Annotated in this window: 24 protein-coding genes; 9 read left to right on the plus strand and 15 right to left on the minus strand. The window is 55.9% G+C overall.

The window, feature by feature from the left end; translation table 11 throughout:
• Positions 1–42 precede the first annotated feature (42 nt).
• From tnpC to BA011_RS10095, 9 genes are all read right to left on the minus strand, one after another.
• Complete coding sequence (gene tnpC / locus BA011_RS10060) at positions 43–1,698, minus strand: IS66 family transposase (RefSeq protein ID WP_065280338.1); 1,656 nt, start codon at positions 1,696–1,698, stop codon at positions 43–45.
• A 63-nt stretch (positions 1,699–1,761) separates the two neighbouring features.
• Positions 1,762–2,115 (minus strand): IS66 family insertion sequence element accessory protein TnpB, encoded by a 354-nt coding sequence (gene tnpB, locus BA011_RS10065; protein ID WP_065280339.1) that lies wholly within the window; start codon positions 2,113–2,115, stop codon positions 1,762–1,764.
• Complete coding sequence (gene tnpA / locus BA011_RS10070; RefSeq protein WP_065280340.1) at positions 2,112–2,558, minus strand: IS66-like element accessory protein TnpA; 447 nt, start codon at positions 2,556–2,558, stop codon at positions 2,112–2,114. Before tnpA ends, tnpB begins: the two co-directional genes overlap by 4 nt.
• 136 nt (positions 2,559–2,694) lie before the next feature.
• Positions 2,695–4,104, minus strand: coding sequence for a His-Xaa-Ser system radical SAM maturase HxsB (hxsB, locus tag BA011_RS10075; protein ID WP_065280341.1), 1,410 nt, complete (start codon positions 4,102–4,104; stop codon positions 2,695–2,697).
• A complete protein-coding gene (locus tag BA011_RS10080) occupies positions 4,101–4,367 on the minus strand; it encodes a hypothetical protein (RefSeq protein ID WP_065280342.1) in 267 nt (88 codons plus the stop codon). Before BA011_RS10080 ends, hxsB begins: the two co-directional genes overlap by 4 nt.
• Positions 4,368–4,672: 305 nt before the next feature.
• The gene (qatD, locus tag BA011_RS41380) at positions 4,673–5,413 is read right to left on the minus strand and encodes a Qat anti-phage system TatD family nuclease QatD (protein WP_151343436.1); all 741 of its coding nucleotides are present in this window, start codon (positions 5,411–5,413) and stop codon (positions 4,673–4,675) included.
• Positions 5,410–6,735 carry a Qat anti-phage system QueC-like protein QatC gene (gene qatC / locus BA011_RS10085; RefSeq protein ID WP_151343437.1) on the minus strand — a complete coding sequence of 442 codons (1,326 nt, stop codon included), beginning with the start codon at positions 6,733–6,735 and terminating at the stop codon, positions 5,410–5,412. The genes qatD and qatC overlap by 4 nt, the downstream gene beginning before the upstream one ends.
• On the minus strand, positions 6,732–7,346 hold the full coding sequence (locus BA011_RS10090; RefSeq protein ID WP_065280344.1) for a hypothetical protein: 615 nt from the start codon (positions 7,344–7,346) through the stop codon (positions 6,732–6,734). The genes qatC and BA011_RS10090 overlap by 4 nt, the downstream gene beginning before the upstream one ends.
• 150 nt (positions 7,347–7,496) lie before the next feature.
• Positions 7,497–9,278, minus strand: coding sequence for a KAP family P-loop NTPase fold protein (locus BA011_RS10095; protein WP_237352623.1), 1,782 nt, complete (start codon positions 9,276–9,278; stop codon positions 7,497–7,499).
• 275 nt (positions 9,279–9,553) lie between these two features.
• On the opposite strand from BA011_RS10095, the gene BA011_RS10100 reads away from it, so the two are divergent.
• The 7 genes from BA011_RS10100 (at position 9,554) to BA011_RS10125 (ending at position 15,383) form a co-directional block, all read left to right on the plus strand.
• Positions 9,554–9,934 carry a hypothetical protein gene (locus BA011_RS10100; RefSeq protein WP_065280346.1) on the plus strand — a complete coding sequence of 127 codons (381 nt, stop codon included), beginning with the start codon at positions 9,554–9,556 and terminating at the stop codon, positions 9,932–9,934.
• A gap of 90 nt (positions 9,935–10,024) precedes the next feature.
• A complete protein-coding gene (locus BA011_RS45020) occupies positions 10,025–10,252 on the plus strand; it encodes a hypothetical protein (protein ID WP_082554045.1) in 228 nt (75 codons plus the stop codon).
• Positions 10,249–11,712 (plus strand): TolC family protein, encoded by a 1,464-nt coding sequence (locus BA011_RS10105; RefSeq protein ID WP_065280347.1) that lies wholly within the window; start codon positions 10,249–10,251, stop codon positions 11,710–11,712. The genes BA011_RS45020 and BA011_RS10105 overlap by 4 nt, the downstream gene beginning before the upstream one ends.
• A 14-nt stretch (positions 11,713–11,726) precedes the next feature.
• A complete protein-coding gene (locus BA011_RS10110; RefSeq protein WP_065280348.1) occupies positions 11,727–13,076 on the plus strand; it encodes a multicopper oxidase family protein in 1,350 nt (449 codons plus the stop codon).
• 32 nt (positions 13,077–13,108) lie between these two features.
• Positions 13,109–13,588, plus strand: a complete 480-nt coding sequence (locus BA011_RS10115; RefSeq protein WP_065280349.1) for a cupredoxin domain-containing protein — start codon at positions 13,109–13,111, stop codon at positions 13,586–13,588.
• A gap of 23 nt (positions 13,589–13,611) precedes the next feature.
• Positions 13,612–13,896: a copper-binding protein gene (locus BA011_RS10120; RefSeq protein ID WP_065280350.1), complete on the plus strand. Its 285-nt coding sequence runs from the start codon at positions 13,612–13,614 to the stop codon at positions 13,894–13,896.
• 131 nt (positions 13,897–14,027) lie between these two features.
• The gene (locus tag BA011_RS10125; RefSeq protein ID WP_065280351.1) at positions 14,028–15,383 is read left to right on the plus strand and encodes an adenylate/guanylate cyclase domain-containing protein; all 1,356 of its coding nucleotides are present in this window, start codon (positions 14,028–14,030) and stop codon (positions 15,381–15,383) included.
• A gap of 487 nt (positions 15,384–15,870) precedes the next feature.
• Here BA011_RS10125 and BA011_RS10130 read toward each other — a convergent pair whose 3' ends face one another.
• The 4 genes from BA011_RS10130 to BA011_RS10145 all read right to left on the minus strand — a co-directional run bounded on the left by BA011_RS10130 (position 15,871) and on the right by BA011_RS10145 (position 21,874).
• Positions 15,871–17,730, minus strand: coding sequence for a hypothetical protein (locus tag BA011_RS10130; RefSeq protein ID WP_065280352.1), 1,860 nt, complete (start codon positions 17,728–17,730; stop codon positions 15,871–15,873).
• Positions 17,723–18,709 (minus strand): TniB family NTP-binding protein, encoded by a 987-nt coding sequence (locus BA011_RS10135; RefSeq protein WP_065280353.1) that lies wholly within the window; start codon positions 18,707–18,709, stop codon positions 17,723–17,725. The genes BA011_RS10130 and BA011_RS10135 overlap by 8 nt, the downstream gene beginning before the upstream one ends.
• Positions 18,710–18,742: 33 nt before the next feature.
• Positions 18,743–20,605 carry a DDE-type integrase/transposase/recombinase gene (locus tag BA011_RS10140; RefSeq protein ID WP_151343439.1) on the minus strand — a complete coding sequence of 621 codons (1,863 nt, stop codon included), beginning with the start codon at positions 20,603–20,605 and terminating at the stop codon, positions 18,743–18,745.
• 130 nt (positions 20,606–20,735) lie between these two features.
• A protein-coding gene (locus BA011_RS10145) for an IS3 family transposase (RefSeq protein ID WP_186806533.1) occupies positions 20,736–21,874 on the minus strand; the annotation gives its coding sequence in 2 pieces (ribosomal slippage) (positions 20,736–21,616 and positions 21,616–21,874; 1,140 coding nt in all).
• Positions 21,875–22,211: 337 nt separating this feature from the next.
• Between BA011_RS10145 and BA011_RS10155 the strand changes: the two genes are divergently transcribed.
• Positions 22,212–23,162: an IS481 family transposase gene (locus BA011_RS10155; protein ID WP_072638367.1), complete on the plus strand. Its 951-nt coding sequence runs from the start codon at positions 22,212–22,214 to the stop codon at positions 23,160–23,162.
• Here the strand turns inward: BA011_RS10155 and BA011_RS10160 are convergent.
• Both BA011_RS10160 and BA011_RS10165 read right to left on the minus strand, forming a co-directional pair.
• Complete coding sequence (locus BA011_RS10160) at positions 23,151–23,420, minus strand: hypothetical protein (protein WP_065280355.1); 270 nt, start codon at positions 23,418–23,420, stop codon at positions 23,151–23,153. The two genes, BA011_RS10155 and BA011_RS10160, sit on opposite strands and share 12 nt — an antisense overlap.
• Entirely contained in the window at positions 23,417–24,235 is an 819-nt protein-coding gene (locus tag BA011_RS10165; protein ID WP_065280356.1) for a hypothetical protein, read from the minus strand. Before BA011_RS10165 ends, BA011_RS10160 begins: the two co-directional genes overlap by 4 nt.
• Positions 24,236–24,428: 193 nt before the next feature.
• On the opposite strand from BA011_RS10165, the gene BA011_RS10170 reads away from it, so the two are divergent.
• Positions 24,429–25,007: a hypothetical protein gene (locus BA011_RS10170; RefSeq protein WP_065280357.1), complete on the plus strand. Its 579-nt coding sequence runs from the start codon at positions 24,429–24,431 to the stop codon at positions 25,005–25,007.
• Positions 25,008–25,224: the final 217 nt, after the last annotated feature.

Consider the following 25,224-nt stretch of genomic DNA (forward strand, 5'->3'; position numbering starts at 1 on the left):
TTGCGGATTTTCTGTGAGCTCATCGAAGAGTCCCGGACGAGCTCACTGTGAGGCGCTGGTCCGGCAGTGCGCATAGGCCCACGGCATGAGTGCGTCGATATCTTTGGCGAGATGACCGTTGGCGAGGCTGATGAAGAGATCTCGCAGGTAGGCGTAGGGTTCGACACCATTCATTTTGCAGCTTCCGATCAGGCTGGCAAAGCGGGCCCAATTTCGGCCACCCTCGTCATGCCCGGCAAACAGCGCGTTGCGGCGGTTCATGGCCGGGCTGCGGATCGCGTTTTCGACCAGGTTTGAATCGATGTCGACGCAGCCGTCATCGAGGAAGAGCCGGAAGCCATCCTGGCGTTTGAGCATATAGGCCATAGCCTGACCGAGGTCGGACTTGCGCGAGACGCGCGCGGCTTGAGCGGACAGCCAGGTGAAGAACTCATCCACCAATGGGCGGGACAGGTGTTGGCGGACAGCCCGGCGATATTCGGGATCACGGCCTCGGATGCCGTCTTCAATCTTGTAAAGAGCGGCGATACGTAACAACGCCTCATCGACGATGGGCGAACCTTTCTTCGGCTTGGCCTTGATCAGTTTTCTGCGGCCATGCGCCCAGCAGAAGGCCAGCTTTAGCGGATCACCGCCCGTGCGGTCCAGCGTGGCGAGGTGCGAGTAGCCACCATAGGCATCGACCTGGATCGTGCCGTTGAAGCCGTCGAGGATTTCTGCGGCATATTCGCCTTTACGCCCAGGCCGGTAGTGGAAGACCACGCCCGTCGGCGCAGAGCCGTTCCAACCGCGATCATCGCGCAAAACAGCCCAGAGATAGCCAGTTTTCGTCGTGCCGCGGCCCGGATCCAACACCGGGGCCGTAGTCTCATCGACATAAAGTCTTGAACTGCCCTGATTCAGGATCATGGCCATGCGGTCTACCACCGGCGCGATCGCAGCACCCGTTCGGCCCATCCAATCGGCCAGGACCGTACGGTCGATCGGCACTCCGTGTCGGGCCATGACTGTCGCCTGACGGTTGAGCGGCATATGTTCGGAATGCTTGGACACGGCGATCTGCGCCAACAGGGCTTCGGTCGGCCAGCTACCTTCCAGCAAATGCGCCGGCGCTCTGGCCTGTACCACGCCCGTGCGGCCCTTGGGACAAGCGTATTTCGGGCGGATCGTGACTATCACCTGATAGCAAGCCGGAATTTGATCGAGCCGTTCCGTCCGATCTTCGCCGATCCGCACCATGTTGCCGCAGCCACAGGGGCAAGCAATGCTGTCGGGCTCGATCACCCGCTCGACCCGCGGCAGGTGCTCAGGCAGCGCGCGCGTCTTGCGCTGTTTGCGAGGGGCGTCCTTGCCGACATCGGGTCCGCTCGCCGCGATCTTTTCCTCAACGAAGGCGATCTGGGCCTGTGTTTCGGCAATCGCCGTCTCCAGGTCCTCCAGCGCCAGTTCCATCTGCGTCGGATCCAGCTTTTCCGATTTCGGCCCGAACTTCGTACGCCGGTAGTCCTGAACCTGGCCCTCAAGCTTCTCGATCAGTTCCTTTAGCTCGGTGATGAAGGCGTCCTTTTCGGCCACCGCCGCCTGCTCATGCTGACGTGCTGCACGCTCCACCGACAGCTCGAACTGCACCGCCGCAAAGGCGTTCAACACCTCGACGGGAAGGTCCGGGAACTGGCTGAGATCGATGGGCTGCGACATGCAGCTTTATAGCAAATCAAGCAGAAAAGCCCAATAAAACAATGCCAAAATCGAGCCGGTGAGTCATCCTGCCGCAGTTGGCGGTGTCACCCGCTGCGCCATCACCCGCCGCCAATCGAGCCCTTCGAACAACGCTTCGTATTGAGCCCGTGACAGCCGCATCGTTCCATCTTGCACCTTCGGCCATGCAAAGCTTCCCTGTTCCAGGATTTTGTAGGTCAGCACCATTCCGGTGCCATCCCATACCAGGATTTTCAAACGATCCCCGCGCTTCGACCGGAAGACCACGGTGACCCCGGAATGCGGATCAAGCTTCAACTCGGTCTGCACCATCAATGCCAGCGCCTGATGGCCACAGCGGAAGTCCACCGGCCGCGTCGCGATCAGGATCGGTAAGCGTTGGCCCGCGACGATCATGCTGTCCCTCGCATCGCCCGCACCAAGGCCGCAACCCGATCAACCGGCACATCGCCGGGAACCCTCACCACGAGGTCTGCGCCTATTTCTACTGTCATAATCCCTGAAGTGATCTCGACCAGCTCCGGAACCGGCGATGCATCGGCAGCCTCCTTCGGTTCCGTTGCGATCGCCAGCGGCACAAAGGCAGGTTCGATAGACCCGTCCTCAATGGCTGGCATCAGTTCGGCAGGCAGCGCCAGAAGACCCTGACGTGCTTGTCGTCGCCAGCAAGAAAGCTGATGCGCAACGAGATCATGACGACGCGCAACGTCAGCGACCCTAACTCCAGGCTGAAGGCTCTCCGCAACAATCCGCGCCTTCACAGCATTGGGCCATCGCCGGTTTCCACGACGAGGCTCGACAATTTCACAGCGCCCAATAAATCCCTCACCATCTGCCATGCCAAATCTCCAGCTCTTGCCGAAAACCTTGTGGCAGATACCTCAATGCTCAGAAACACACGGAATCAATGGGATGTAGGCGGCGCATACAATGGTTCGACTATAGGCAATGGATCGATTTTCAGCCGAAGGTCGATCATTGATGGACCTTTGCCAGCGCGGGTTCGTATTCCGGCATCCCCGCCCAAAGCGCCAGAGATTTCTGAGCCTTTGGATCAGTTGAATAGATCAGCTCGAAAACCTTATCGAAGATGTGTGTGTGCCGCTGGCAGAAATCCGTGAGGTGCTTTGGAACATCGATGCGGCCGTAGCGCGACAGGTCATCGACCAGGTCCACTCCACAATAGGCCTGATAAGGACAGTGGACGCAGTCAGGGTGAAAATTGTTGGACGCCTCATCGTTGAGTGCGTCGACGGCAGTCCTATTCAGGCCGGTTTGGACGTTTCCCATCGACAGGTCGAACTGGCCGACGCGGGAAACCATTCGGGCCTCATCGGTTGGATAGAAGGTCCCGTCGTAGTCGACAACAAGATAGCTGTGCCCCAAGATATTCGGGTTTCGCAGATCAACATGTCCATTGTGACCTGAACGGAGCACACGCCGCAGACAGTGGACGAAGTAGTATTCCTCAGCAGGTTCTGCTGCGGTCCAATTGTGTTCTATGAGCGCATCAATGAAGGTCGAATGATAGGCATTCCAGGCGGCCGTCGTGTCCTTGGCGGCAAAACGTTTGCGAGCGAAACCTTGGTAGTTGACCGGTCGCAGATAGATAGACCGCAAGCCGAATGATAAGAAGCTCTCAATAACGGATGTGGGTTCGGGCAAATTCCGAATGTCGAGCGTTGGAAGCGCAGAGACTTTCCCCACCCCGAACCCGTCGACGGCTCGTCGCAGGTTGCCAAGAAACTGGTTTGTTCTCTCCGGGGTCACGGTGCGCTGGCGCTCATGTGTTTGCGCGTTGGCGTCGAGGGACGTACTAATAAACGTATCCCGCTCCGACAGGAACGCCCAAGCCTCATCGCTGACCGTCTGGAGATTTGTGCAGACGACAAATTCCGTCTGGGCGAAGCGATTGCGACAAAAATCGCGAACCCGCTGCAGCATGTCCAATTTCAGAAGCGGCTCACCACCTTGGAACTCGACCTTTAACCGGTTCGTAGGGAGATTGTCGAGAAATGCAAGGACCGCATCCAGCGTGCTTTCATTCCAGTCGAAGCCGGGCGTCTGTTCGTTGACCCGAGATACCTGACAGTAGCCGCAGGCGAGATTGCAGCGCAGCGTCGGAACGAGGATGACATAGTCCAATTCGGTCGGCGCATAGAGCCGATTGGCCCACCGGTAGGCGAAGCCGGTATACGCCAGATCGTCGATCTCTTCGAAGGAGTGGCCGTTTTCATTGAGGAACCGCATGTCACCAGGATTGAGCCCGTCACAGGCATAGCGTTCCAGGAAAGCGTTATCGCCTTTGAAATATCCGCCTGCGTCATCTGCGAAAAGCAACGCGCCATCGCTAGAAGGCCTGAATTTCAGTGGGAAGACGGTCATCTACCCATCACACCCTCAATGAGAGTTCGCCGCAGCGGCAGCGTTTCGGCGTAGATTTTCTGTCGACAGAGAGTGAAATGGAAATCTCTGATAAGGTCAGCCACGTCAGTGCCCTCTGCTCCAGTGAGCATCACATCAGTATCAACTGCCACCTGCACAGACGGATGCAGATAGGAAAAGCGCATGATGGCGTCGTAAAGATATGGCCGAAACTCTGGACCTATAGGTATTTTGTAAGCACGTTTCCCTGGTTGATCAAGCATGCCAGCCCCCCTGCTCCGCCTCTCAAGCTGTAGTAGAGTCAGTATTCGCGCAAGAGTTTTGTTGAGATGTCCATATCCACCATCGTTTTGAACAAGGCGGTCGGGACCCAATGGGAGGGAACGACCGGCGTCAAGAAGCGGAGAGCCTGCTCTTAGCCAATGTCCACGAAAGCGATTGTGCTGCAATGCACACCGGAACCACCGTCTTGCCACGATCTTCCAGCCAATTCAGCGGCCGGTCTTCAGGCTGGCAGTATTCTAATCGCGGTTGCGGCTTCAAGGAATGCGATGGTTTAGATCGCAACCTAAACGTTTTCCCGCACCCGACGGAGCATCCGCAAATTCTTCGCCAAAATGCTCTGTGTTTCCGCTATTGTCATGTCCCAAATACTAGATAACCCGTTTACTGCCGCGCAAAGCTCGGTGTCAGCGTATCCGCCATCGGTCGAGCCACCGAATGGGGCATCAGTCTCGGTGAGAATTCTATTCTGCGGAATCCCAGCGATATGTGATCGGCCCTTTTTGCTTTTCGTCATAGGACGACCAACTGAAAACCAACATCCCGAGTCAATTGCCCTGTTTAACTCGGCAGTTGTACCCGTGAACCAATGAAGAATCGCCGTCCCCGCCCCTGGATGCCGCGCCAAGGCATCTAAAACATCGGACGCCGCATGGCGACTATGGATGGAAAGCACGCGGCCCCCAACCTTCTGGCAAGTGGCTAGGATGTGATCGAAAACAATCAGTTGGTCCGCGTAGTGTTTTCGATATTCGGGCCCACCATCAAGACCGACCTCGCCGACATAGTCTGTTTCCGATATCAAACGGTCGAATAAGGGCAGCTCAGATTTACGTTCGTGGGCGATTTGCGGATGAAGTCCAAGCGCGGTTCGAATACGTTTGCTTTTGCGGGCAAGATAAGCGGTTTTGGCAAAAGCTTTAGGAGTTGTCGTCACTGAAAGAACATAGTGACCAGACTTTTCAGCCGCCGCCACCGCCTTCTCTGGTTCCGGAAAAAGATCAAGATGGCAATGGAAATCGATCACGTCATAACGCCTGTCGCCCGCAAATAGTTGGCGACTTCGTACAGGCCACGCTCGTGAACGTCAAACCAGCCTTGTCTTTCCGGAGCATGGAGGGGAAGAGGCCCGCTCTCCATAGCGAGCGTGCGAAGGCGATCTGTCTTCACCGCTCTCGTTGCCTGGATCATGGACATCAAGTCGTCCCTCTTGTGAAGGCGGTCGTCGTTCATAGTTTCTACCAACGTTTGTCCGTAGTGCGTCACGTCGGTGACGCCAGCGGCGAAAAATGCGGAACGTCGGATAATGCAGGGAACGCAATGTCCGCACTGTATACCCTTCCGTTTCCATTTCCCACAGGACACAGTTTTCATTGCGTTAGCGGCCTGCGCAGCATCAGGAGCCGACGCCTTAATCATCTCGCCCTTGGTGTCATGTCGGTAGGGATTGTCGATGACCGCATTGATGCCCACGCCATCGAAAATCGATTGCATTGTTACAAGGTAATGAGGGTGCGTGGTTCTTGTGCTCAGAGAACCGATCCGGCGCGGCGTTAAAGGCGCGTTTAATGCAATGAACCCGTTTTCCGGAATGATGAGTGGAACCTTGCCGTTTTGCGGTCGCAACTGAAAAACCGCATCAGCCGCCACCGCAGCGTAAGCCAGGAAGTTGAAGCTGCGTGTCCGCATGCTCGTATCCATTCCTCCTCCCTCATGACGAAGCGGACTGGCATTCGCTGAAAACCGCTCCGCCCGTCCTTTGAATGTACGGAAGAGACGATTCTGATACTGCCTATCACCCGTGTAAGCGTGACTGACCAACACAGGAACCCTGCCCTGGGCGAGCAATTTGTTGACGCCGAGCCAACTGTCTAACCCGCCGGAAAACAGACAAACGGCATCTACCCCGGCTAGGTTCGCGACACGCCGTTTTCGGGTCTTGAGTGCTGACGGATTTTTTGCGCCACCTCCCGTAAAGGAGAGTGACCATAGGTCACCGCTCAGAAAACGAAGCATCTGTTCGAGTTGAATTCTCACCGCGTTCCAAGCAGCCGGTTTGACAAGAGGAATTTCCAGCTCGAAATTTCGTGCCCAACCGTCCTCACCGTAGCGGGCGCGTTGGAAGAAAGAGTCCGCTGCGGTCACGGCCAGAGCGATGGAGAGGAAATCATAGGCAACTGTCGAAGTCGGAGCGCTGAGTCGTTCAATCTCGCCCGGTAAACGATTGCCGATGTGGGCCGTGCCCGGCGTATTTGTTGTCCCATAAAGCCTGACGTCGAGAACTTTCGTTTTGCCGAGCATTGGGTCGTCGAAATTTCCGACGTGGAATTTCAACTGACAGACCTTCATTCGTAACTCTCCCATTGCTGCCAAACCGAGCGGGTTGTATCGCGCATGAACTGCTTGATCTGGGCCTGGGTAAAGTTTTGCCCTCCCGAACTCATTTGCTTTTGAAAGGATTGCTCAACAACGACCTTGATGAGATCGAGCAGCTGTCCTTCACATTCCGCTGTCTTCTCTTCATCAGGAGCCCGATCCCACGCGCCACCGGCATCTTCAACAATGGTTTGGAAGATCGACTGTGACAGAAACTCCGTCATCAACTGTTCGATTGTTTCATCTGTGAGATCGGCCGGATCAAAATCGGCATTGATATCGAAAACAGATGCGACAGCCTCTTGCACGGCACGATTTATTCTGTCGGCATCTGCGCTTTCTCCCGAAAGAAACTGACCTATTGCCTGAGCAAAGAAATCTGTTGATCGGCCAAGGAACTGCGTCGCGTCCAGACCTGGAACGCCTGATCCATCGGCTAGCCCCTGTAGTGCTGCGTAGAAGTTGCCGCCTGCGGAATAGACATTGCCGAAACGGCGCGGACCTACATCGCTTCCGCCGGTCGTCGTCCGAGCATAATGTCCAAGCGCCCTCCGCAGATCAGATTTATCGCCACCGTCTGACACGGCCTTTCCAATGGAAAGTCTGAACGCTCGGAAACGATCTGGGACGGGCTGCGGTATCGGCTTGTCTGGTTGGTCATCAGCCCACGGGGGTACGAGGGGCTGATTGTTGTTGCTTCCTCTAGATGAAGCCGACGTGCCCATATTCCCTCCTCATTCGCCAATCCCTGTCATACTAGCCTTCAACCATGGTGGTCTGTTGGGTATCTGTTCCAAGAACGCTGCTAAAATGTGCGCGTTCTCAGGGCTGTGCTGCGCCAAAATAATCGCTCCGGTGAGGTCGTTGCGTTTACGGCTCCAGTCGCTGTTTTGCCTGAGCGCAGCTACCAATTCCTGCATTACGTCTGATATTTCATCCGGAGGTATGGTCGCTATTGCCTTCGGGGCAGCCCTGGACGTAAGCGATGGTATCCGAAGTAACTCAGCGATTGCTTTCTTGGCGTGCGATGACAGGCTCTTCGATTTGAATTGGAGCGGAAGCGTTTCCCGCGCAAGGTAGACGGCGGGCCGCAGATCAATGCCATCCAACAGGGGCTCTATCGCCAACCAGTCTTTTATAAAGACGTCATGGCTATTCCATTTCTCTGGCCAGCGAACCTCGCCTTTCCCATCCGCTGACGCATTTTTTTGATCGACGAATAGCTTGGGCTTGCCCTGATCCGCATCATTGATAAGGTCCAAAAGAGATTTGAATGTCGCCTCGTCGGTGCAGCGCTCGAAAAGCGCGAGTTTTGTGATAATCGCCTCATCAAGCTGCATGTCCCGGCGAATGGCAGTCGCGTGCCGCATTCTTATGATGTTCATCATCCTCTTGATGATGCGCGGATTACCGCTAACTGATTTGGCTCGGGCAAGAATTGGCGCAATCCGGAATGCCATGTCGATCTGCGCAACGAGACCGACATCAGCACTCAAAATTTCGATGATCTTATCGCGACCAAGGTCCTGCTCGCCTTTCCAAGAATTCTGGATGCTTTCGACAAGAAATGTCCTCAGCTCCTCGACCTTATTTTCTTCCACGCCAGACCTGGTAGCGATCAACATGCAAAGGAATGACAAGACCTCGCGCATTCCCAGCCGTGGAACGGTCACAGGAAATTGAATAAGCTTGTCAAGGTAGTCGGTCACATGGGTTTCTGATGCACCCTTGAACTGATCGGAGACCGCATGACGGATCATATCGACGTCAGCCGCTATGATGAACGCTGCGTTCGGCATTGAAAGGAAGAGACGCGTGGCTTCCAAACATTTGATCGCATTGGCGGGCAAACAGCGGTCAAGATTGTCAACGAATACGACAAGACGCTTGCCCATTCCGTCCAGCACGGCGCTGAACTCATTCTTGAAGGCTGTGATCTCCTCGGGAGGCGTACGAATCTCCCTCGGGCTTAGAAGCCCGCCAGTTTTTTCTTTCGCTGCTTTGGCACCGTCCTGTATTGCTTTTAAATCTTGCTCGTCGCCATTTCCCTCGTAGGCGTCCTGGGCAGAGTTCAACATTTTTGAGAATATACCAAACGTCGGCAAGCCAACCGACGCCATGCCGACCTCGACGCCAAGGCCAAGTACACGAAGCTTATTTACGCGTTTGAAAAGATCGACGGCCTTCGATTTTAGGTTATCGGGTGCCTGCGCCATCAATTCAGATGCAATCACAGTCATCAGCGCCGATTTTGCTTCATCGAAGCCCTGATAGAGCCATGCATCAAACTCTATGACAATGGTGTCGGATCGGTCTCGCAGAGCCCGCTCAACCAATTTCAAGACGCTGGATTTTCCGGACCCCCAACCGCCGTAGACACCGAGCGACAATGGCAGAAGACTTTTATCTGACACCATGTCACAGATGATTTCGGCAACTTCCGAATAATTTAAATAATCGACATTCGTTTCGTTATCAGACCACATGGCAGGAATGTGTTTTGCGATCTTCCTCACGTCAAGAGTGCAGGGAGCGCGACTGACGGTTGAACACAAGATTATTTCACACCTTGGTGGGAGGACGTCAGTCCTGGCGCAGTTTGGCAGAATTGCAGAATTGCAGACAAATCCTCATCAAGATGGTTGACCTTACCATCGTTGGAAGCTCTACAAGGCTTCGTCATGGTGCATCGGTGGGATTGTTCCTTGTGCAGCGCCACATAATCGACGCGAATCATCGGCTAGATGAAGCTCGTAATTGACAACTTCCGGGCTGATGGTAGTCCTCGGGCATGGGTATGTATCGAATCACATTAGCAAAAATGCTGGTTCTGCTTCGGTTGGTGATCATCGCATCACTGGCTGGATACTCATTGCCCACTGCTTCGGCAGCGATGCACGGGCCAATGTCGACGTCGACGACCGTCCAATCTGACGACCACCACGAGATGACAGGCGGCAACCACGTCCATGGAGACGAAAGCGCCTCTCCGAACGACATTCAAAAAATTGCGAAGCAGGAGTGCTGCAAAGACTTCTGCGTGAGTTTTGCAATTGTCGCGACCGCCGAAGTAGACGGTGGCCCGGTCGTGATGCGTTCCAGTCACGAATTCATCAACGACAACCATGTCGTGGGCGAACTCGTCCCGTTGCACCGCCCCCCGAATATCTGAATAGGACACGCCCGTCCTTACGGGTCTGAACGTGCGTAGGTGGGTATTTTTGCCCGCTGCGCCGCTGCCATCTCCTATTCGGATTACACCATGAAACCTATATTTCTGGTGGTTGCCTTGCCGCTTATCGCAAGCGGTTGCGCTTCCACGTTTCCTCCTGAAGTCACGGCTTCGGGCGACCTCGCCGACCTTCCGTTCGACGTTCGCCCAGTTCACTACCATAGCCCCGTTACGGGCTACACGCACCGCGTTCCGGTCGATCCCAAACCGTGGCGAAACCAGAACGACGCGCAGGCTCCAGACGGAGGCGCGTCATGAACGTATCTAAGCTCAAGCTCGCGGCGACTGTCGCGTTGCCACTCATTCTCGGCGGGTGCGTCTCGGCGGTGGAATATTCCGAGAGGAATTCCGGATTCTCGTCGGTGTCCAACAAAACCGCAGAAGCGAGTGGAAAAGACACGGTCTGGATTCAGAACCGCCATGATGCCCAGGCGGTCGCTGGTCGGGTGAAGACGTTGCTGGCGAAGAAAAACGTCGACGTCGAGACAGCGGTGCAGGTCGCCCTCCTCAACAACAAGGGCCTCCAGGCAGCCTATGCCGATCTCGGGGACTCTGCTGCGGATGCGTGGCAGTCGACCATGCTCGTGAACCCGACAGTCGAGGTCGGCCTGATCGGTATCGGCACGCCAGGGCTTGAAGCTTACAAAACCGTCGAAGGCGTGATCGCCACCAACCTCCTGGCGCTCGCCACTCATAAAAGGAATGTCGAGATTGCCGATACCGGGTTCCGGAAGGCCCAGCTCAATGCAGCCCTGCAGACCTTGCAACTCGCCGCTGATACCCGGCGTGCGTGGATCACTGCCGTTGCCTCGTGGGAAACGGTCGCCCAACTTAACCAGGCGCAGGCGGCGGCAGACGCTGCTTCGGACCTTGCACAAAAACTCGGCGAAACGGGTGCGCTGACCAAGGGTGGCCAGGCCCGCGAGCACGTATTCTATGCCGAACTGGCGGGTCAGACGGCAAAGGCTAGGCTTGAGGCCCGGCTCGCGAAAGAAGAGCTGACACGGCTCATGGGACTTTGGGGATCGGACGCCGATTACCAGATTCCCAATCGCCTGGCACAGCTTCCGAAGGGTCTGATCAAACGAGACCTGATCGAGGCCGAAGCTCTGCAACGTCGCGTCGACCTGCAGATGGCCAAGCTCGATCTCGAAGCCACGGCCAAGTCCTACAGCCTAACGGAAGCAACACGCTACGTCACCGATCTCGAAATCCTGACTGGATTCGAGACCGAACGCGAATTGGAGGACGGCGAGAAGAAAGTCGACACGACAGGCAACGTAGCCTTCGAATTCGTCATCCCGATCTTCGATAGCGGCAAAGCCCGAATGCGGAAAGGCGAGCTGGCCTATATGCGGGCCGCGAACTTGTTGGCGGAAAAAGCCGTGAACGTCCGCTCGGAGGCGCGGTCCGCCTACCAGGCCTATCGCTCGAACTACGACATCGCGCGTCACTACCGCAACAGCGTCGTGCCCCTGCGCACCAAGATCGAGGAAGAGTCCCTCCTCACTTACAACGGCATGATCACCAACACGTTCGAACTGCTCGCCGACAGCCGGGAGAAGGTCAACTCGATCCTCCTCGCGGTCAACGCAAAACGCGATTTCTGGTTGGCCGAAGCGAATCTCGCGCCTGCCATTTATGGCGGCGGCGCGGGAGCAGCCGGTGGCGAAACGGAAATCGCAGCGGCCGCCCAGAGCGGCGGCGGCGGTCACTAGGAAAGGACACAGACATGTTCAACAGAAGACAGATGCTCGGCGCGGGCGCGGCCCTCGTTTCGACCGCCGCCTGGGCGAAGACCTCCAACATGGGTCTGCCTGAGGCTGCCATCATGGAAACCGCCGACACGCAGCCGCCTGTCCGGCCCTCATCGGGGCCGGATTACACACCGGTCGTGACCCTGAACGGCTGGACCCTGCCCCATCGCATGAACAACGGCGTCAAGGAATTTCACCTCGTCGCCGAGCCGGTCGAGCGTGAGATGGCCGAGGGCATGACAGCGCACCTCTGGGGCTACAACGGCCAGTCGCCGGGTCCGACCATCGAGGCGGTCGAAGGCGACCGCGTTCGCATCTTCGTGACCAACAAGCTACCGGAACATACCACCATCCACTGGCACGGCATGATCCTTCCGTCCGGCATGGATGGGGTCGGCGGGCTGTCGCAACCGCACATCCCCGTCGGCAAGACCTTCGTCTACGAGTTCGACCTCGTGAAGTCGGGTACCTTCATGTACCACCCGCATTCCGACGAGATGGTCCAAATGGCCATGGGCATGATGGGGATGTTCATCATCCACCCGAAGGACGAGAAGTTCATGCCGGTGGACCGGGACTTCGTATTCCTGCTTAGCGCCTACGACATCGACCCCGGCACCTACGTTCCGCGCATCATGGAAATGACGGATTTCAACCTCTGGGCTTGGAACAGCCGCATCTTCCCAGACATCAGCCCGCTTGTGGTCTCCAAGGATGACCGGGTCAGGGTCCGGGTGGGCAATCTCACCATGACCAACCATCCGATCCACATGCACGGCTACGACTTTGAGGTCACCTGCACGGACGGGGGCTGGGTGCGGCCGGAAGCCCGCTGGCCGGAAGTCAGCATCGACATCCCGGTCGGTGCGATGCGGGCCTATGAGTTCGACGCCAAATACGTCGGCGACTGGGCGATCCATTGCCACAAGTCTCACCATACGATGAACGCCATGGGACATGACATCCCGACCTTCATCGGCGTCGACAAAAAGGAAGTCGCTGAAAAGATCAGGAAACTCCGACCCGAATACATGCCGATGGGGACCGCTGGCATGGCCGACATGGGCGAGATGGAAATGGAAATTCCGGAGAACACCGTTGCGATGATGACCGGATGGGGTCCGCACGGCCCTATCGAGATGGGCGGCATGTTCTCCGTCGTCAAGGTCCGCGAGGGCATCGCGGCCGACGATTACACCGATCCCGGCTGGTACGAAAACCCACCCGGTACGCAGGCCTGGGAGTGGACGGGTGAGCTTCCCGACACGACCAAGGCCAAGGATGCCAAAACCCAGATCACGCCCAAGCCCATGAAGCACGGCTGATCTCACCTCCCAACCAACTAAAGGACTAAATCATGAAGACTGCAATTATCGCATTGTTCCTCGCGGCGCTCGCGTCTCCAGCCCTAGCCTCCGGTTCACATGCGGGTGGTCACGGCGAAGCCATGGCTATCGGTGAGCCTGGCAAAAAGGCGCAGGCCACCCAGACCATCCGCGTTTCCATGAAGGAGACGGACGACGGCAAGATGATCTTCACGCCGAACACCTTCAAGGTCCGCAAAGGTCAGACCATCGTCTTTTCCATCAAGAACGCGGGCGAGCTGGACCACGAGTTCGTCCTCGACCAGGAAGACAAGATCATGGAGCACAAGGCCGTGATGGAGAAGTTCCCGGAGATGGAACACGACGATCCGAACGCGATCCGTTTGGCCGCTGGAAAGTCCGGCGAGATCATCTGGAAGTTCACCAATGACGGCACGTTCAAGATCGCCTGCCTCGTTCCCGGTCACTACGACGCCGGAATGCATGGCGACGTAACCGTAGCCAAGAAGTGATCCGACCCAAAGGAGATAAGACAATGAGATCAGTTTTCACATTCGCTGCCACCGCCATGGTCGTAATCGCCCTCGCCTCCGGCGCTTTCGCCGCCGAATTCACCAAGGCAACCGTCAAGAAAGTCGATGCGAAGGCAAAGAAGGTCACCCTCATTCATGAGGAACTGAAGTCTCTGGAAATGCCTGCCATGACCATGGTGTTTCGCGTCAAGGACGATGCAATGCTTGAGAAGCTCAAGGAAGGCGCGAGCATCGAGTTCGTCGCCGAGCGCGTCGAGGGCAAGCTGACCGTCACGGAAATCAAGTAGTCCGATATTGTCGGATAATGCACGCGGCTGTTTAAGCGGCCGCGTGCGACACCTCTGCTTTACCGAGAGAAAGCGGACTCGGTCGACCCACAAGGTCTTGGAAACCCACCCGCGCTTTCAAGCGACGAGCAATGACATCTTCACTCAGCGCCCAGTGGGACGCCGCGCGGGAAATCCGTTCAATCCTTTTGCGATTTGTCGCTTTCGCCATCCTACTTGCCAACCTCCTGCTTGGTGGCAACGAGGGGGCGGAAAGGATGCACATTGTCGTCGTCATCAGCTACTTTATCTTCAGCGTCGCTTCGGTGGCGACCGCGCGGTTCCTGCCCAACCTCTCCTGGCTTAAGACGCTCTTTGTCGTTCTCGACGCGCTGCTGGTCGCCCTGATTTTGTATGCGCACATTCTTGGCGGACCGGTAACCGAAAACCACAACCTGACGACGACCAGCTTGGTGGTGGCGTTCATTCTGCTCAACCATGTCGGCCTGAAACAAGATCGTCGGCTCGTGCTTGTCTTCTCCGGCATCGTCCTAGTTTCCTGGGTAGCCATGCTGGCGATCACGGCCGCCAGACATCATACAGCCGACGCAATGTCGCTGCTTGCGGCATTCTTCAACCAGGACCTGGGCCTCACAGTAAGCTTTGGCTTTACAGCTTTCGCTATCTACTTGCTCGCGAGGGACCATGATCGCACCCGCAGGGAGGCCTTACGAGCCGACAAGCGGCGTCTCAATCTTTCGCGCTTCTTCTCACCGCTTGTGGTCGCGGACCTCCAGGAAGGCAGCTCAAACCTTGACCTTGAACGTCGCAACGCGGCGATCATGTTCGTCGACCTGCGGGATTTTACGAGTTTTGCCGAGACTGCGCCTGCGCGGGAACTGGCCCTGGTGCTGGCGGAATACCGCCACCTCGTCTCCGGCACCATCTTCAGCTATGGCGGGACCGTCGATAAGTTCATCGGTGACGGAGTGATGGCGGTCTTCGGCCAACCTACCCCGACAGAGGACGACGCAGATCGGGCCTTGGCATGCGCTCTCGACCTCGTCGATGCACTGAACGATTGGAAAAACCACAGCATGCTGAACGGCTACCCTGCCCTCAACGCAGGCATCGGCTTGCACTACGGCACGGTCGTCGGCGGGGTTCTGAACAGCGGATGCCACAGCGAGTTCACGGTGATCGGCGACGCTGTAAACGTCGCGCAGAGACTGGAGACCTTGTCCAAATCACTCGACGCCCCACTTGTCGTATCGTCTGCACTAATGGCCCGGCTGCGGAAGCCGGTTCCCTCCGCGCTTTGGATACCCCAGAGTTCAGTGCCGCTGCCGGGACGTCGCCTCCCGATAGATGTTTGGTATTTGCGCCGTGAAGCGGGTCTCAACCAGGCCGAGGACAATTCAGGCTACGAGACAGGAGTCATGCAGACTGCCCTCCAAAGATCGTCCTTCCAGTCATCCCCTCCCGGGCCTAGTGTGTGCACCGGGTAGTCAATGCCTCTGACAGACACTTTGGCGGGATCACTGCATTTCACAAATGCTCGATGCTTTCCCGGATCAATGTAGGCAGAACCGCTTGTAGCGTCATCTTGTGAAAGCGATATTAGGACGTCGTAATCGTATCCAGCTTGCTTTGTCGCGTGGTTACTGACGAGACCAAGATTGACAACGGTGTTGTCGTCGAAATGCGCCGTGTGGAATATAAGGGGCTCTGCCGCCACCGCGCTTAAAGCGGACAGCACTCCGACGGCGAGGGTGAGTACAAAAGCACGCATTCCCACCTCCCATGGTTCAGCGAAGCCTGTATCATATCACGTACGTGGCGGCTTTCCATCAGAGTTCTGCTGGTACCGGGCGTCGATTGCTTCCCAATCAACGGCGATCAAAGTTCAACAATCACCTTTACATGCGCTTGGCGTATCTTGCCATTACCGCTAATGGCGAGCAACCGACCATCAGCGCTCGCCGTGCTGCTCGGCTACCTATAGAATCTGCTTTGGAGAAGTCCGAGGTTTTCGCAGGCCCCCACCCTCGACCATAGTGTAGTCAGCCCGACGGACAGCCGCGCAACATCGGAGTTTTCCAAAGCCCTCATTCTTTGAGTGGCGACTCGATTTTCCAAAAGCAACTTTGTACGGATTTCCGAAGCAAGCATCCAATGTTTCCTCAGGTCACCAATATCGTTGATCGTCGGATTTCTTGGGAGCAAATCATTTTTAATGAAGCAGGCAACTACGGGCCGGGAGATGCCCATCGCAAGCCCGCTCTCACACTGTCGGAGCGGCACCCGTTCGGTGGCCGATACTTGTCTGCTTTCCATAAGCACGGCTTGGAGCTGGTCCGTTCGCGGTATATAAAGGTTTCGAATATCGCAACCTTTGTCCGTTGCTCCCCTCGAAACGGAAACACGGCCGTCTGCCATGGCACGAAAAAGTTGCACCCACCGCTTTCCATCCATGTGGGCCATCTGAAAACTGAGCAGGGCAAGCGAGACCATACCAGACGGCTCAACCAATGGTGCTGTCTTTAGCGTTTGCAGCAACGAAGTAGTCCAGGGCTTTTGGCGTGCTTTTCGGAAATTACCGAGAACACTAGTCAATTCGGGCACCATACCGTCATCGTAAAGCTCGACCAGAAACGGAATGGGCAACCCAAGCAGTTTGGAAAGCTGGCGAGCCTCAGGCGCATCGCGCAGGACTATCACCGCGACTTCGCTATCCGGAGCAGAATTGGACCTAAGGCGCAGCAGCTCGCTGCGGGCTTGCCGAAGCGGCTGCGCTCCAGAGCACTGATACGGCACCTGGGTTCCGAATTCTAGCTGACGCCGGACTACCTGGTTACGCAAGTCGACTTCGAAGCGGGATTTTAAAAGACCTCTGACGGAAGGAGACAGGGTCGGATCGTATCGGAGCCGACTGGATAAATCTTCGCTTGGGTCTTTTTTCATAGCCGACCTAGGCTTCGATGCTGCGATCATAGCATCATACCCGTCTGGCCAGCCCAACAAAGCCCTTCCCGCTTTGGCAATGCATGAGGGATTAAGCGCATCGCTATGAACACCCTCGGCCCTTTGGCTAACCCCTGCCAGCTGAATTGCAAACTGAAATAGATCGCCTCGGTTCTGCTCCGCCAAATCGCGATGCAATGGGACGGAACTGTTCGCGTGCAATCGCTCAGGATCGACAAGGTCCGTTACGAACTGAAGCGCCTCGTCATCATTTACTTCGACAACCGGCTGCGGGAACTCGCGGAGGTCCACCGCGCCAACAAAACTTCCTGGCGAGCTACAAATGTCGCAGAACCCAACCCCGTAGCTGCGAGACCAGCCGAGCTGCCGATTGCAGACCGGGCAGTGATCGAGCAGCTTTTCACGAGTTTCTGGATCGAAACTTAATGGCTTCAGAGACCACATTGCCTTTTGGCGACCATGCAGCCGAAGAGAACGAGGCGATACACGCCTCGCCCCGCTGAGATGTCCGCGACGGACGTTGATGCCGAAAAAGTTGATCCAGTCACGTCCCGACGACTCCGGCTCCAAGAGCATGCGACGGGCAGCGTCCGAATCCTTCCGGATGCCCAGAATATTGACCAACCTGTCGATCTCGTCCGAAGGGCCGATAGAAATTGCCGCTACGCTCTTGAACGAGCGACTTTCAGCGAGATCAACCGCCATCTTGGTGTTCCTGAACCCGTTTCGTTCGGACGCCCGCAAAACCGTGTCTCTCAGCGCCTCACCCTCTTGCATATCAGTGGGTATCGCCAACATCCTTCCCTTCATCCCAACGAGAGATGCAAGGTGTTCGACCAGACCATGCCTATCGTCGACCATATCAAGCATCGGCAAGCTCCAGCTCTTCTTCAAACGGGTTGCGTGTCGCCAGCTTGTTGAGCACCGAATAGTCGTCCGCAGCCGCGCTCAGATGGCAGCGTTCCACACGCTTAGCGCCCTCGTCCTTGGCGTAGTGAGCAGCCAATTCTACGATGTTACTAGCGTGACCGAAATAGCCACCGGCCGCCTCAAACAGCCGTGGTACGATGTCGTCTTCGAGAAAATTGCTTCGCTCCGAAAATAGCCCAGATCGCATGAGGTTGATCCCCAACATCCCACAGTATTCTGTGAAGGCTCTCCGATGCTCGGTATTCCCATAGACCAACGGCCCCAAAAAGAGCGATTTCACGCAACGGGCACGAATCTGAAAGTCACTCAAAACCTTCGCCTGCGCTTCGGTCGTTCCCACAAACACAATAGGGCAACCACCCAGCAAAAAGTCTTTCAGCACATTATGGACCCTGGTGGCCTCTGCGCTCTGATACAGCCCCCTCGCACCGATCCTGAGGTGGTTCATTTCATCGAAGATAAGCAGTTCTGTCCGAAACTCCTGCATGTACCGAAATATTCGATGCTTTTTCGAGCCCATATTGCCGGTCTCTGGCCTTGGGTCCCCGTAGGCCCGGAGTATATCTTCAAGAAGGGACATCAACGTCGACGTGCCTGACACAGAAACCCGGACGACCACACGCTGCAATGCAGCAACCAGCGTTCTCGGCACCTCTCTACTGAAAAGGCCGACGTCGTAGCACCTGTCCACCACATTTTTTTCGAGATAAGCTTTCAAAATTGTTGTTTTGCCACTCTGTGTGTCGGCAAAAAGGGTGACGCACTTGGCCTCGTATCCCCCAAGCCCGATATTGAGAATCTGGCGGCGGGTCTCGCGCAGGCCGTCAAAACACAAATGCGCTTTCTTCATAAATGTGTGCTCGATCCTCATGCTCTGGAAAGCGAACGCAATCGTGTTCGTCGCTGAACGGGTGTCCATCGTTTTAGTCCTCTTCAAATTTTGAGTTTGGGATTACATATTGTAAAGGCGGTCGAGTTCGTCGAGCATTGCCTCGGTATCAACAGCATTGCCGCCAGATCGGGTCGTATCGCTCGCAGAGGCGGTGACCGGCTCTTCCACTTGCGCTTTGCCAGCGTCGTTTGCAGCCTTAACCTGCGAAGTTTTCGCGGGATTTTTAGATTTCGTTGATGGTTTACGACCTTTTGGAATTATCAGGTCGCCCGTTTTGGAGCTAAGCGCCATCTTGATGGGAACGTTGCGAGCTTTCGGCATTCCCGAGATCGACGGATCGATCAGGTCATCGACAATCCTGTCACCAGGGACCAATTGGAGTTCCAACACCGGGCCGCCATGGATGGTCCGAATCGTCCGCTTGCCCTCGCCATGGGTGTCGGTGGCAAGTTTGGCCGCAAGCTCGCGCTCGTACTCCGCACGAAAACGGGCTCTTTCTTCGCGCGAATGGAAAACCTTATTGGCCAATGCTTGTTTCGCCCTTTCCCCGGCCGCGAATGCAAACGAAACAACGGTGGCGGCATAAAACTCATCACTGTTGGGCAATTCAACGATTTCTTTGGTGTACTCGTTGATCACCGATATCGAAGTCACGTTCATCGGGTCGTAAAAGAAATGCACTCGAAACGTGGCTGACTGGTCTCCATCTCCACGTTCCCGATTCCGGCGGGCCAAGTCATTCAGCAACATCGTTGTGATGGCCTGGTCGTGGAATACGTGACCGTCGAACTCTATTCCGGAAGCAGTCAAAGTGCGGCTCTTGTAGCGCCCCAGGATGAGGTTCATCGCCCTGGCGTCATCAATCGTTCGACGGCCAAACTCGATCAGGCCTTCATTCCAACGACGGGCGGGGGCCATCCCAATACCGTCGTGTTCGTCGAGGTGATATTCGATGATCTTATGATCTGTAAGTGCACGAATATCTTTTAATCGAAGCTGTGCGCCCTTCCGAGGGTCGAGCTTCTTGGCTCGCAGGATATCAGGCGAATATGGAATGCCGCCGGGCAACGAATGAAGGTGCGAATTCATCGTTCTGATAAGCCGCTCGATCCATGGTTTGTATTCTGGTGTTCGTATCGGAGCGTAATCAACTTGAAAGCCGACGACGTCGCCGACCAGCTGCAAGCTGACACCGATGTTTTCCAACGCGTTGTCAAGGATCAGCCACTGCCAGAGCCCGAAACCATCTGTTGCACCTTTGGCCTCACCGAAACGCTGGATCAATTCCACGTTAGGCTTCATGACTTCACGAAGGCATGCCATCAGTGTCGCAACGCTCGGCGGCTCGAACGTCATGACCATCCCTAGGACCATGCGGGAATAAAGGTCCATCGCCCACACTATGTACGGGCGCTTGAGGACAATTTTGACGCTGCCATCGATCTGAACTTCCTCGACAGCCCAGATGTCGCCCACCGTCGCATCTAAAACGAGCACCTCCAACGGCGCGACAGCCTTCAGACTGGAGCCCCGCCCTCTCAGCTGGCGATTAGCCGGTGCAATACCCCATTTGGATTTGACGGTGGCATGGGATCGCGCCGCGTAAATCCAGTTGGTCAAGGTTTGATTTACCGGGGGTTCGATCCACTTGGCTGTCCCAGGCGAAGGCAAAACAGTAGGAGTTAGGTTCCCATACGAACCGTCGTCCAAAAGAGCGGCGTCGAATTCGCCTCCGGCAGCCTCAATTTCGGCCTTCAGGGCGTCGATTTTCTGGTAAAACCGAACATCGAACCACTTATGGGCATCGATGAACTTCACCTTCCAGTCGCCCCAATAGTAGGCGACCATCTGCTGACCCAGCTCGTACACCCACTTTTCCCATTTGGAGCGTGATACAGCGCTGCCTTTCTTGCGCAGATACAAACCCAGAGATCGTCTACCTGGCAGTCCCTTCGCAATCGCTTTTCGGAGGGCGCTGGCCGAAGGAGCTATAGAGCTGGCTCGGTTTGTCTGAACAGTTCCGGGCGTTTTGCTAAGTGGATTTCCGCCTCGATTATGCTGCCACCATCATCGGCGTCAGCGCATTGAAGTAAGCCCGATCCGGCGTCTGCCGGTCAAGGGATGAATGTGGGCGTCGGGTGTTGTAAAAGCTCAGATATCGGCCGATGGCAGCGCGGGCCTCGGAAACGCTCTTGTAGGCGTGGAGATAGATCTCCTCGTATTTGATCGACCGCCAGAGCCGTTCGACGAAGACATTGTCTCGCCACGCGCCTTTGCCATCCATGGAGATGGCGATGTCGGCGTTCTTCAGAACGGCGGTGAAGTCGACGGAGGTGAACTGCGACCCCTGATCGGTGTTGAAGATGTCGGGCTTGCCATAGCGGGCAAGCGCTTCTTCGACCGCTTCTATGCAGAAGGCTGCTTCCATCGTGATCGACAGCCGCCACGATAGGACCTTCCGGCTGAACCAGTCCACGACAGCGCAGAGATAGACGAAGCCCCGTGCCATCGGAATGTAGGTCAGGTCCATCGCCCAGACCTGATTGGGTCTGGTGACCGCCAGCTTGCGAAGGAGATAGGGATAGACCTTGTGTCCTGGTGCCGGTTTCGAGGTGTTCGGGCGACGGTAAATCGCCTCGATGCCCATCTTCTTCATCAGGGTGGCGACGTGCAGCCGTCCGGTTTGCAGCCCTTCTGCCTTCAAAAGCCCTTGCAACATCCGGCTTCCGGCAAACGGGTAATCGAGATGCAGTTCGTCGATCCGGCGCATCAAAGCCAGATCGACGTCCGACACGGGACGTGGAGAATAATAGACGCTGCCACGGCTGAAGCCGAGAAGCTTCGCCTGGCGCACGACCGACAGTTTGTGCTCGCGGTCGATCATTTCTTTCCGCCCGGCAATCCCGCCTTTCCGAGCGCACCGGACAAAAAATCGTTCTCCAGCGTCAGTTCGCCGATCTTGGCGTGCAGCGTTTTGACATCGACGGTTGGACCCGCCGGCTCCGCCTTGGCTTCATCGCCGAAAACGCCCGTCGCCCCCTCAAGGAGCTGGTCTTTCCACTGCTTGATCTGATTGGCGTGCACGTCGAACTGCTGGGACAGTTCCACCAGCGTCTGTTCGCCCCTGATCGCGGCGAGCGCCACCTTTGCCTTGAAAGCCGGGCTATGGTTCCGGCGCGGTCGTCTCGTCATGGTATCTCCTGTTCCCGGCATCTAAGCCGAAGTCAGGCAGAAATTCCACTTATCCTGGCTGTTCAGATTTCCCGAGCCAGCTCTCTATCTTCCAACCCGCCTCCTTGGCTTTATCAAACCGACTAAGAATGAAGGCATCGAGTTTGTTCGTCTGTCGTGAGACGAACGTAGGGCTATTGTCGTAGCACCGAACGTAGAAGAGCAATCGCCCTGCTCTCTCAATATCTCTCCGGCGAATCTGCCAAGCCTTCAGCTGTGATGGCGTGGGAGATGCATCTAGCTGTTTAGTCCCGGCATTTGATGGTGCATTATTTTCCTTAGAATGGAGGGAGGCACTATGGGCCAGGTTCTACACGGGAGCGCCACAACGACAGAGGCAATCCGTCGAGCAATACAAAATAGTGAAGAGAGCCTGAGAGCGCTTTCAAAGCGGTATGGGGTCAATCAGAAGACAATAGCCAAATGGAAGAGACGGACATCATTGGCCGATCTTCCGACAGGCCCGAAGGACCCGCATTCGACAATCCTCTCCCTTGAAGAAGAAGCCGTCATCGTCGCCTTTCGCAGGCATACATTGCTGCCTCTTGATGACTGCCTCTATGCCCTTCAACCGACGATCCCGCATCTGACACGTTCGTCCCTGCACAGGTGTCTGCAGCGCCACGGCATTTCACGCCTGCCGGAAGTGAAAGGCGACAAAGAACCGAAGAAAAAGTTCAAAAGCTACCCGATCGGCTACTTCCACGTCGATATTGCCGAGGTGCAGACGGCTGAGGGCAAGCTCTATCTCTTCGTGGCGATTGATCGCACGTCCAAGTTCGCCTTCGCTGAGCTCTATGCCAAAGCTGGCAAGATGAATGCCGCCCAGTTCCTGCGCAACCTGATCGCGGCGGTGCCCTACACCATCCATACTATCCTGACCGATAATGGCATCCAGTTCACCAACCGGGCCTGTGACCAAAATGCCTTCCAGCACATCTTCGACCGAGTCTGTGAGGAATACGAGATCGAGCATCGCCTGACAAAGGTTAAGCACCCATGGACCAATGGGCAGGTCGAGCGGATGAACCGGACGATCAAGGAAGCGACTGTCAAGCGCTTCCACTACGACGATCACGCACAACTGAAAAAGCATCTCGCCGACTTCATCGACGCCTACAATTTTGGGCGCAGGCTCAAGACACTAAAGGGCCTCACCCCCTACGAGTTCATCTGCAAAAGGTGGACTTCCGAGCCAGATCGATTCATCATCGATCCTATCCATCAAATGCCGGGACTAAACACCTAGCGGCTCCTGCAACACCTTTATGTCGGCCGCCGTAATCAACGCGGTGACCACGCCTTCTCGCTCAAGACGGATGACGTCGCCAGTGGCCTGCAAAACGGCATAGTCAATGCGGGCAATTTTATAAGGGTTGTCGGTAGCGACAGCCCTCAATTCGAGTGGATCGGCTGAGCCCTCGCCCTCAACAACGAACTCACCTCGAACTTCAGCTCCCGACCCCACGAAGTGGAGCCGGTCCCCTTTTGAAAGGTCTAAAATCACCGCCCGGCCTCCCGCTCAAGGAGCCATACGTTGGTGTTTCCCTTCAGACCCGTGTTCAGGTCAATCGAAACGAAGCCGCGCGAATGCAGCGCATGAAGCTTCGCCCGACCAAAGGGACCGTCGCCCAGCGCTTTCGCCAACCGCCAATACTGCTTTGGGCCGTCACTTTTGAACTCGTTCTGGCATAGATGCTCATCGTAAGCATCAATCGCGACCCATTTGTCGAAATTCAAACGCCTCACGGTCTCTATCACTTCATAGGTGAAGTGCTTCTTCCGCCTTAGCTCGAAGAACTTGAACCCGCGACGGCGATAAACCTCCTTCGCCAAAACGAGCTTCTGCTGATAGGCCTCATCACCATCGCGGGGATCAACATCCTCCTTGATTTCAAGAATGATCGTTTGCAAATGCTCCTTCGCGCCTCTTCCCACAGGTTTCGCGGCCGCCTCCGAGAAAGACATCCCCCTTTGCAGGTCAATACCGAGAGAGGTTCGGGCCTTCAGCATCATATCCGGGAAGTACAAGAGCGGAGCACCCCGACCGCGCACCATCATTTCTAACCGATGGGGCTGGGCCAGCCACATATCGATGCGACTGGAGGCATCGGCCATCTGAAACGCTATACGTTCCAGGCGAGACTCCCAAGGCATGGTCATCCCGGCCTTGATTGACGGAAAAGTGCCAGTGGGCTTGGTTTGCCGCCCGTTTATGATCCGGCGAACGGGGCCCCCATCACTGGCCCACAGAATTCTGGCGATAGTCCCTGCCGACCGTTCCTCAACCGTCGTCGAAACGTTTTCAATATCGACGTCCATGCTAGCTCCTTTTAAAAAATCCTGTGCATAGGAAACAAGAACTCCGCTCCGCGCCCCTATGTTTTCGGGTCCGCAGATGACAGGCTGTTCTCTTGGTGTTAAGGCTTACTAATACAGCTGGCACGAACTCAGACATCGGCCAGCAGCAACTGAATGGAACGCTTAAAGCGATTCTATCTGAGATGGAAGGGTCATGATGACCTCGGTTGAAAACCGTCCTTCAAAGCCGGATAAGGCGATTGGGGCGATACTTGCCTCCCTTGACGAGCAGATCACCCGTCAGGGGATCGACATCGATGCTCTCAAACAAGAGATCGAAAAGCTCACTCTACAGGTCCGAGAAAGAGAGAAGGACGTCAGCCGAATCCGGGAGGCGAGACGACAGCTGACGCTGATCCAAACTACGCAGCTAGAAGCGGAGGAAATCGCATCTGAAGCCTTAAAGGTGCCTGAAGGCTTCGCAAAACGGCATGCAGAGCGGAAAAATGGGCAAGCCTGGCAAGTTCGACAACAGGCCTACCTGATATTGAAGGAGACGGGGCATCCGCTTAGTCGAGCGGAATTGCTTGAGAAAATGACTGCTGCGGGCTTCGTTATCGACTCCCCGCGTCCTCTCCACCGTATCGGGAAGATACTGTGGGAAGCAAAAGACGCTTTTGTCTATCATGACAACGGCTATTGGCTAGTAGGTGAGCCGGTTACCGAGCCGGTCGAGCGCATCAAACGATTTAGGACTCGGAAGCCCCGCAAGAAGAAAACCTTGGAAACCTAGAGAGGAGTGTCAATTCTAAAGGAATTCTATTAAAATTAACGTGCAAATCGTTTGGTCGCCTAAAATGTTGACATTTCAAACATAAGGGCATTCCAGAGGAATTCGCCTGCGACACGTTACTCTGTAATTCCTTGAGCATCTGTGGGTTTTGGCTTTAAAGCCACTGCGTCGAAGCGTGCTGGTGGCCACCCACAAAGGAATTTCTCTCACTACCGCC

The organism is Rhizobium leguminosarum, from assembly GCF_001679785.1.
In the GTDB taxonomy this organism is placed as follows: domain Bacteria; phylum Pseudomonadota; class Alphaproteobacteria; order Rhizobiales; family Rhizobiaceae; genus Rhizobium; species Rhizobium leguminosarum_R.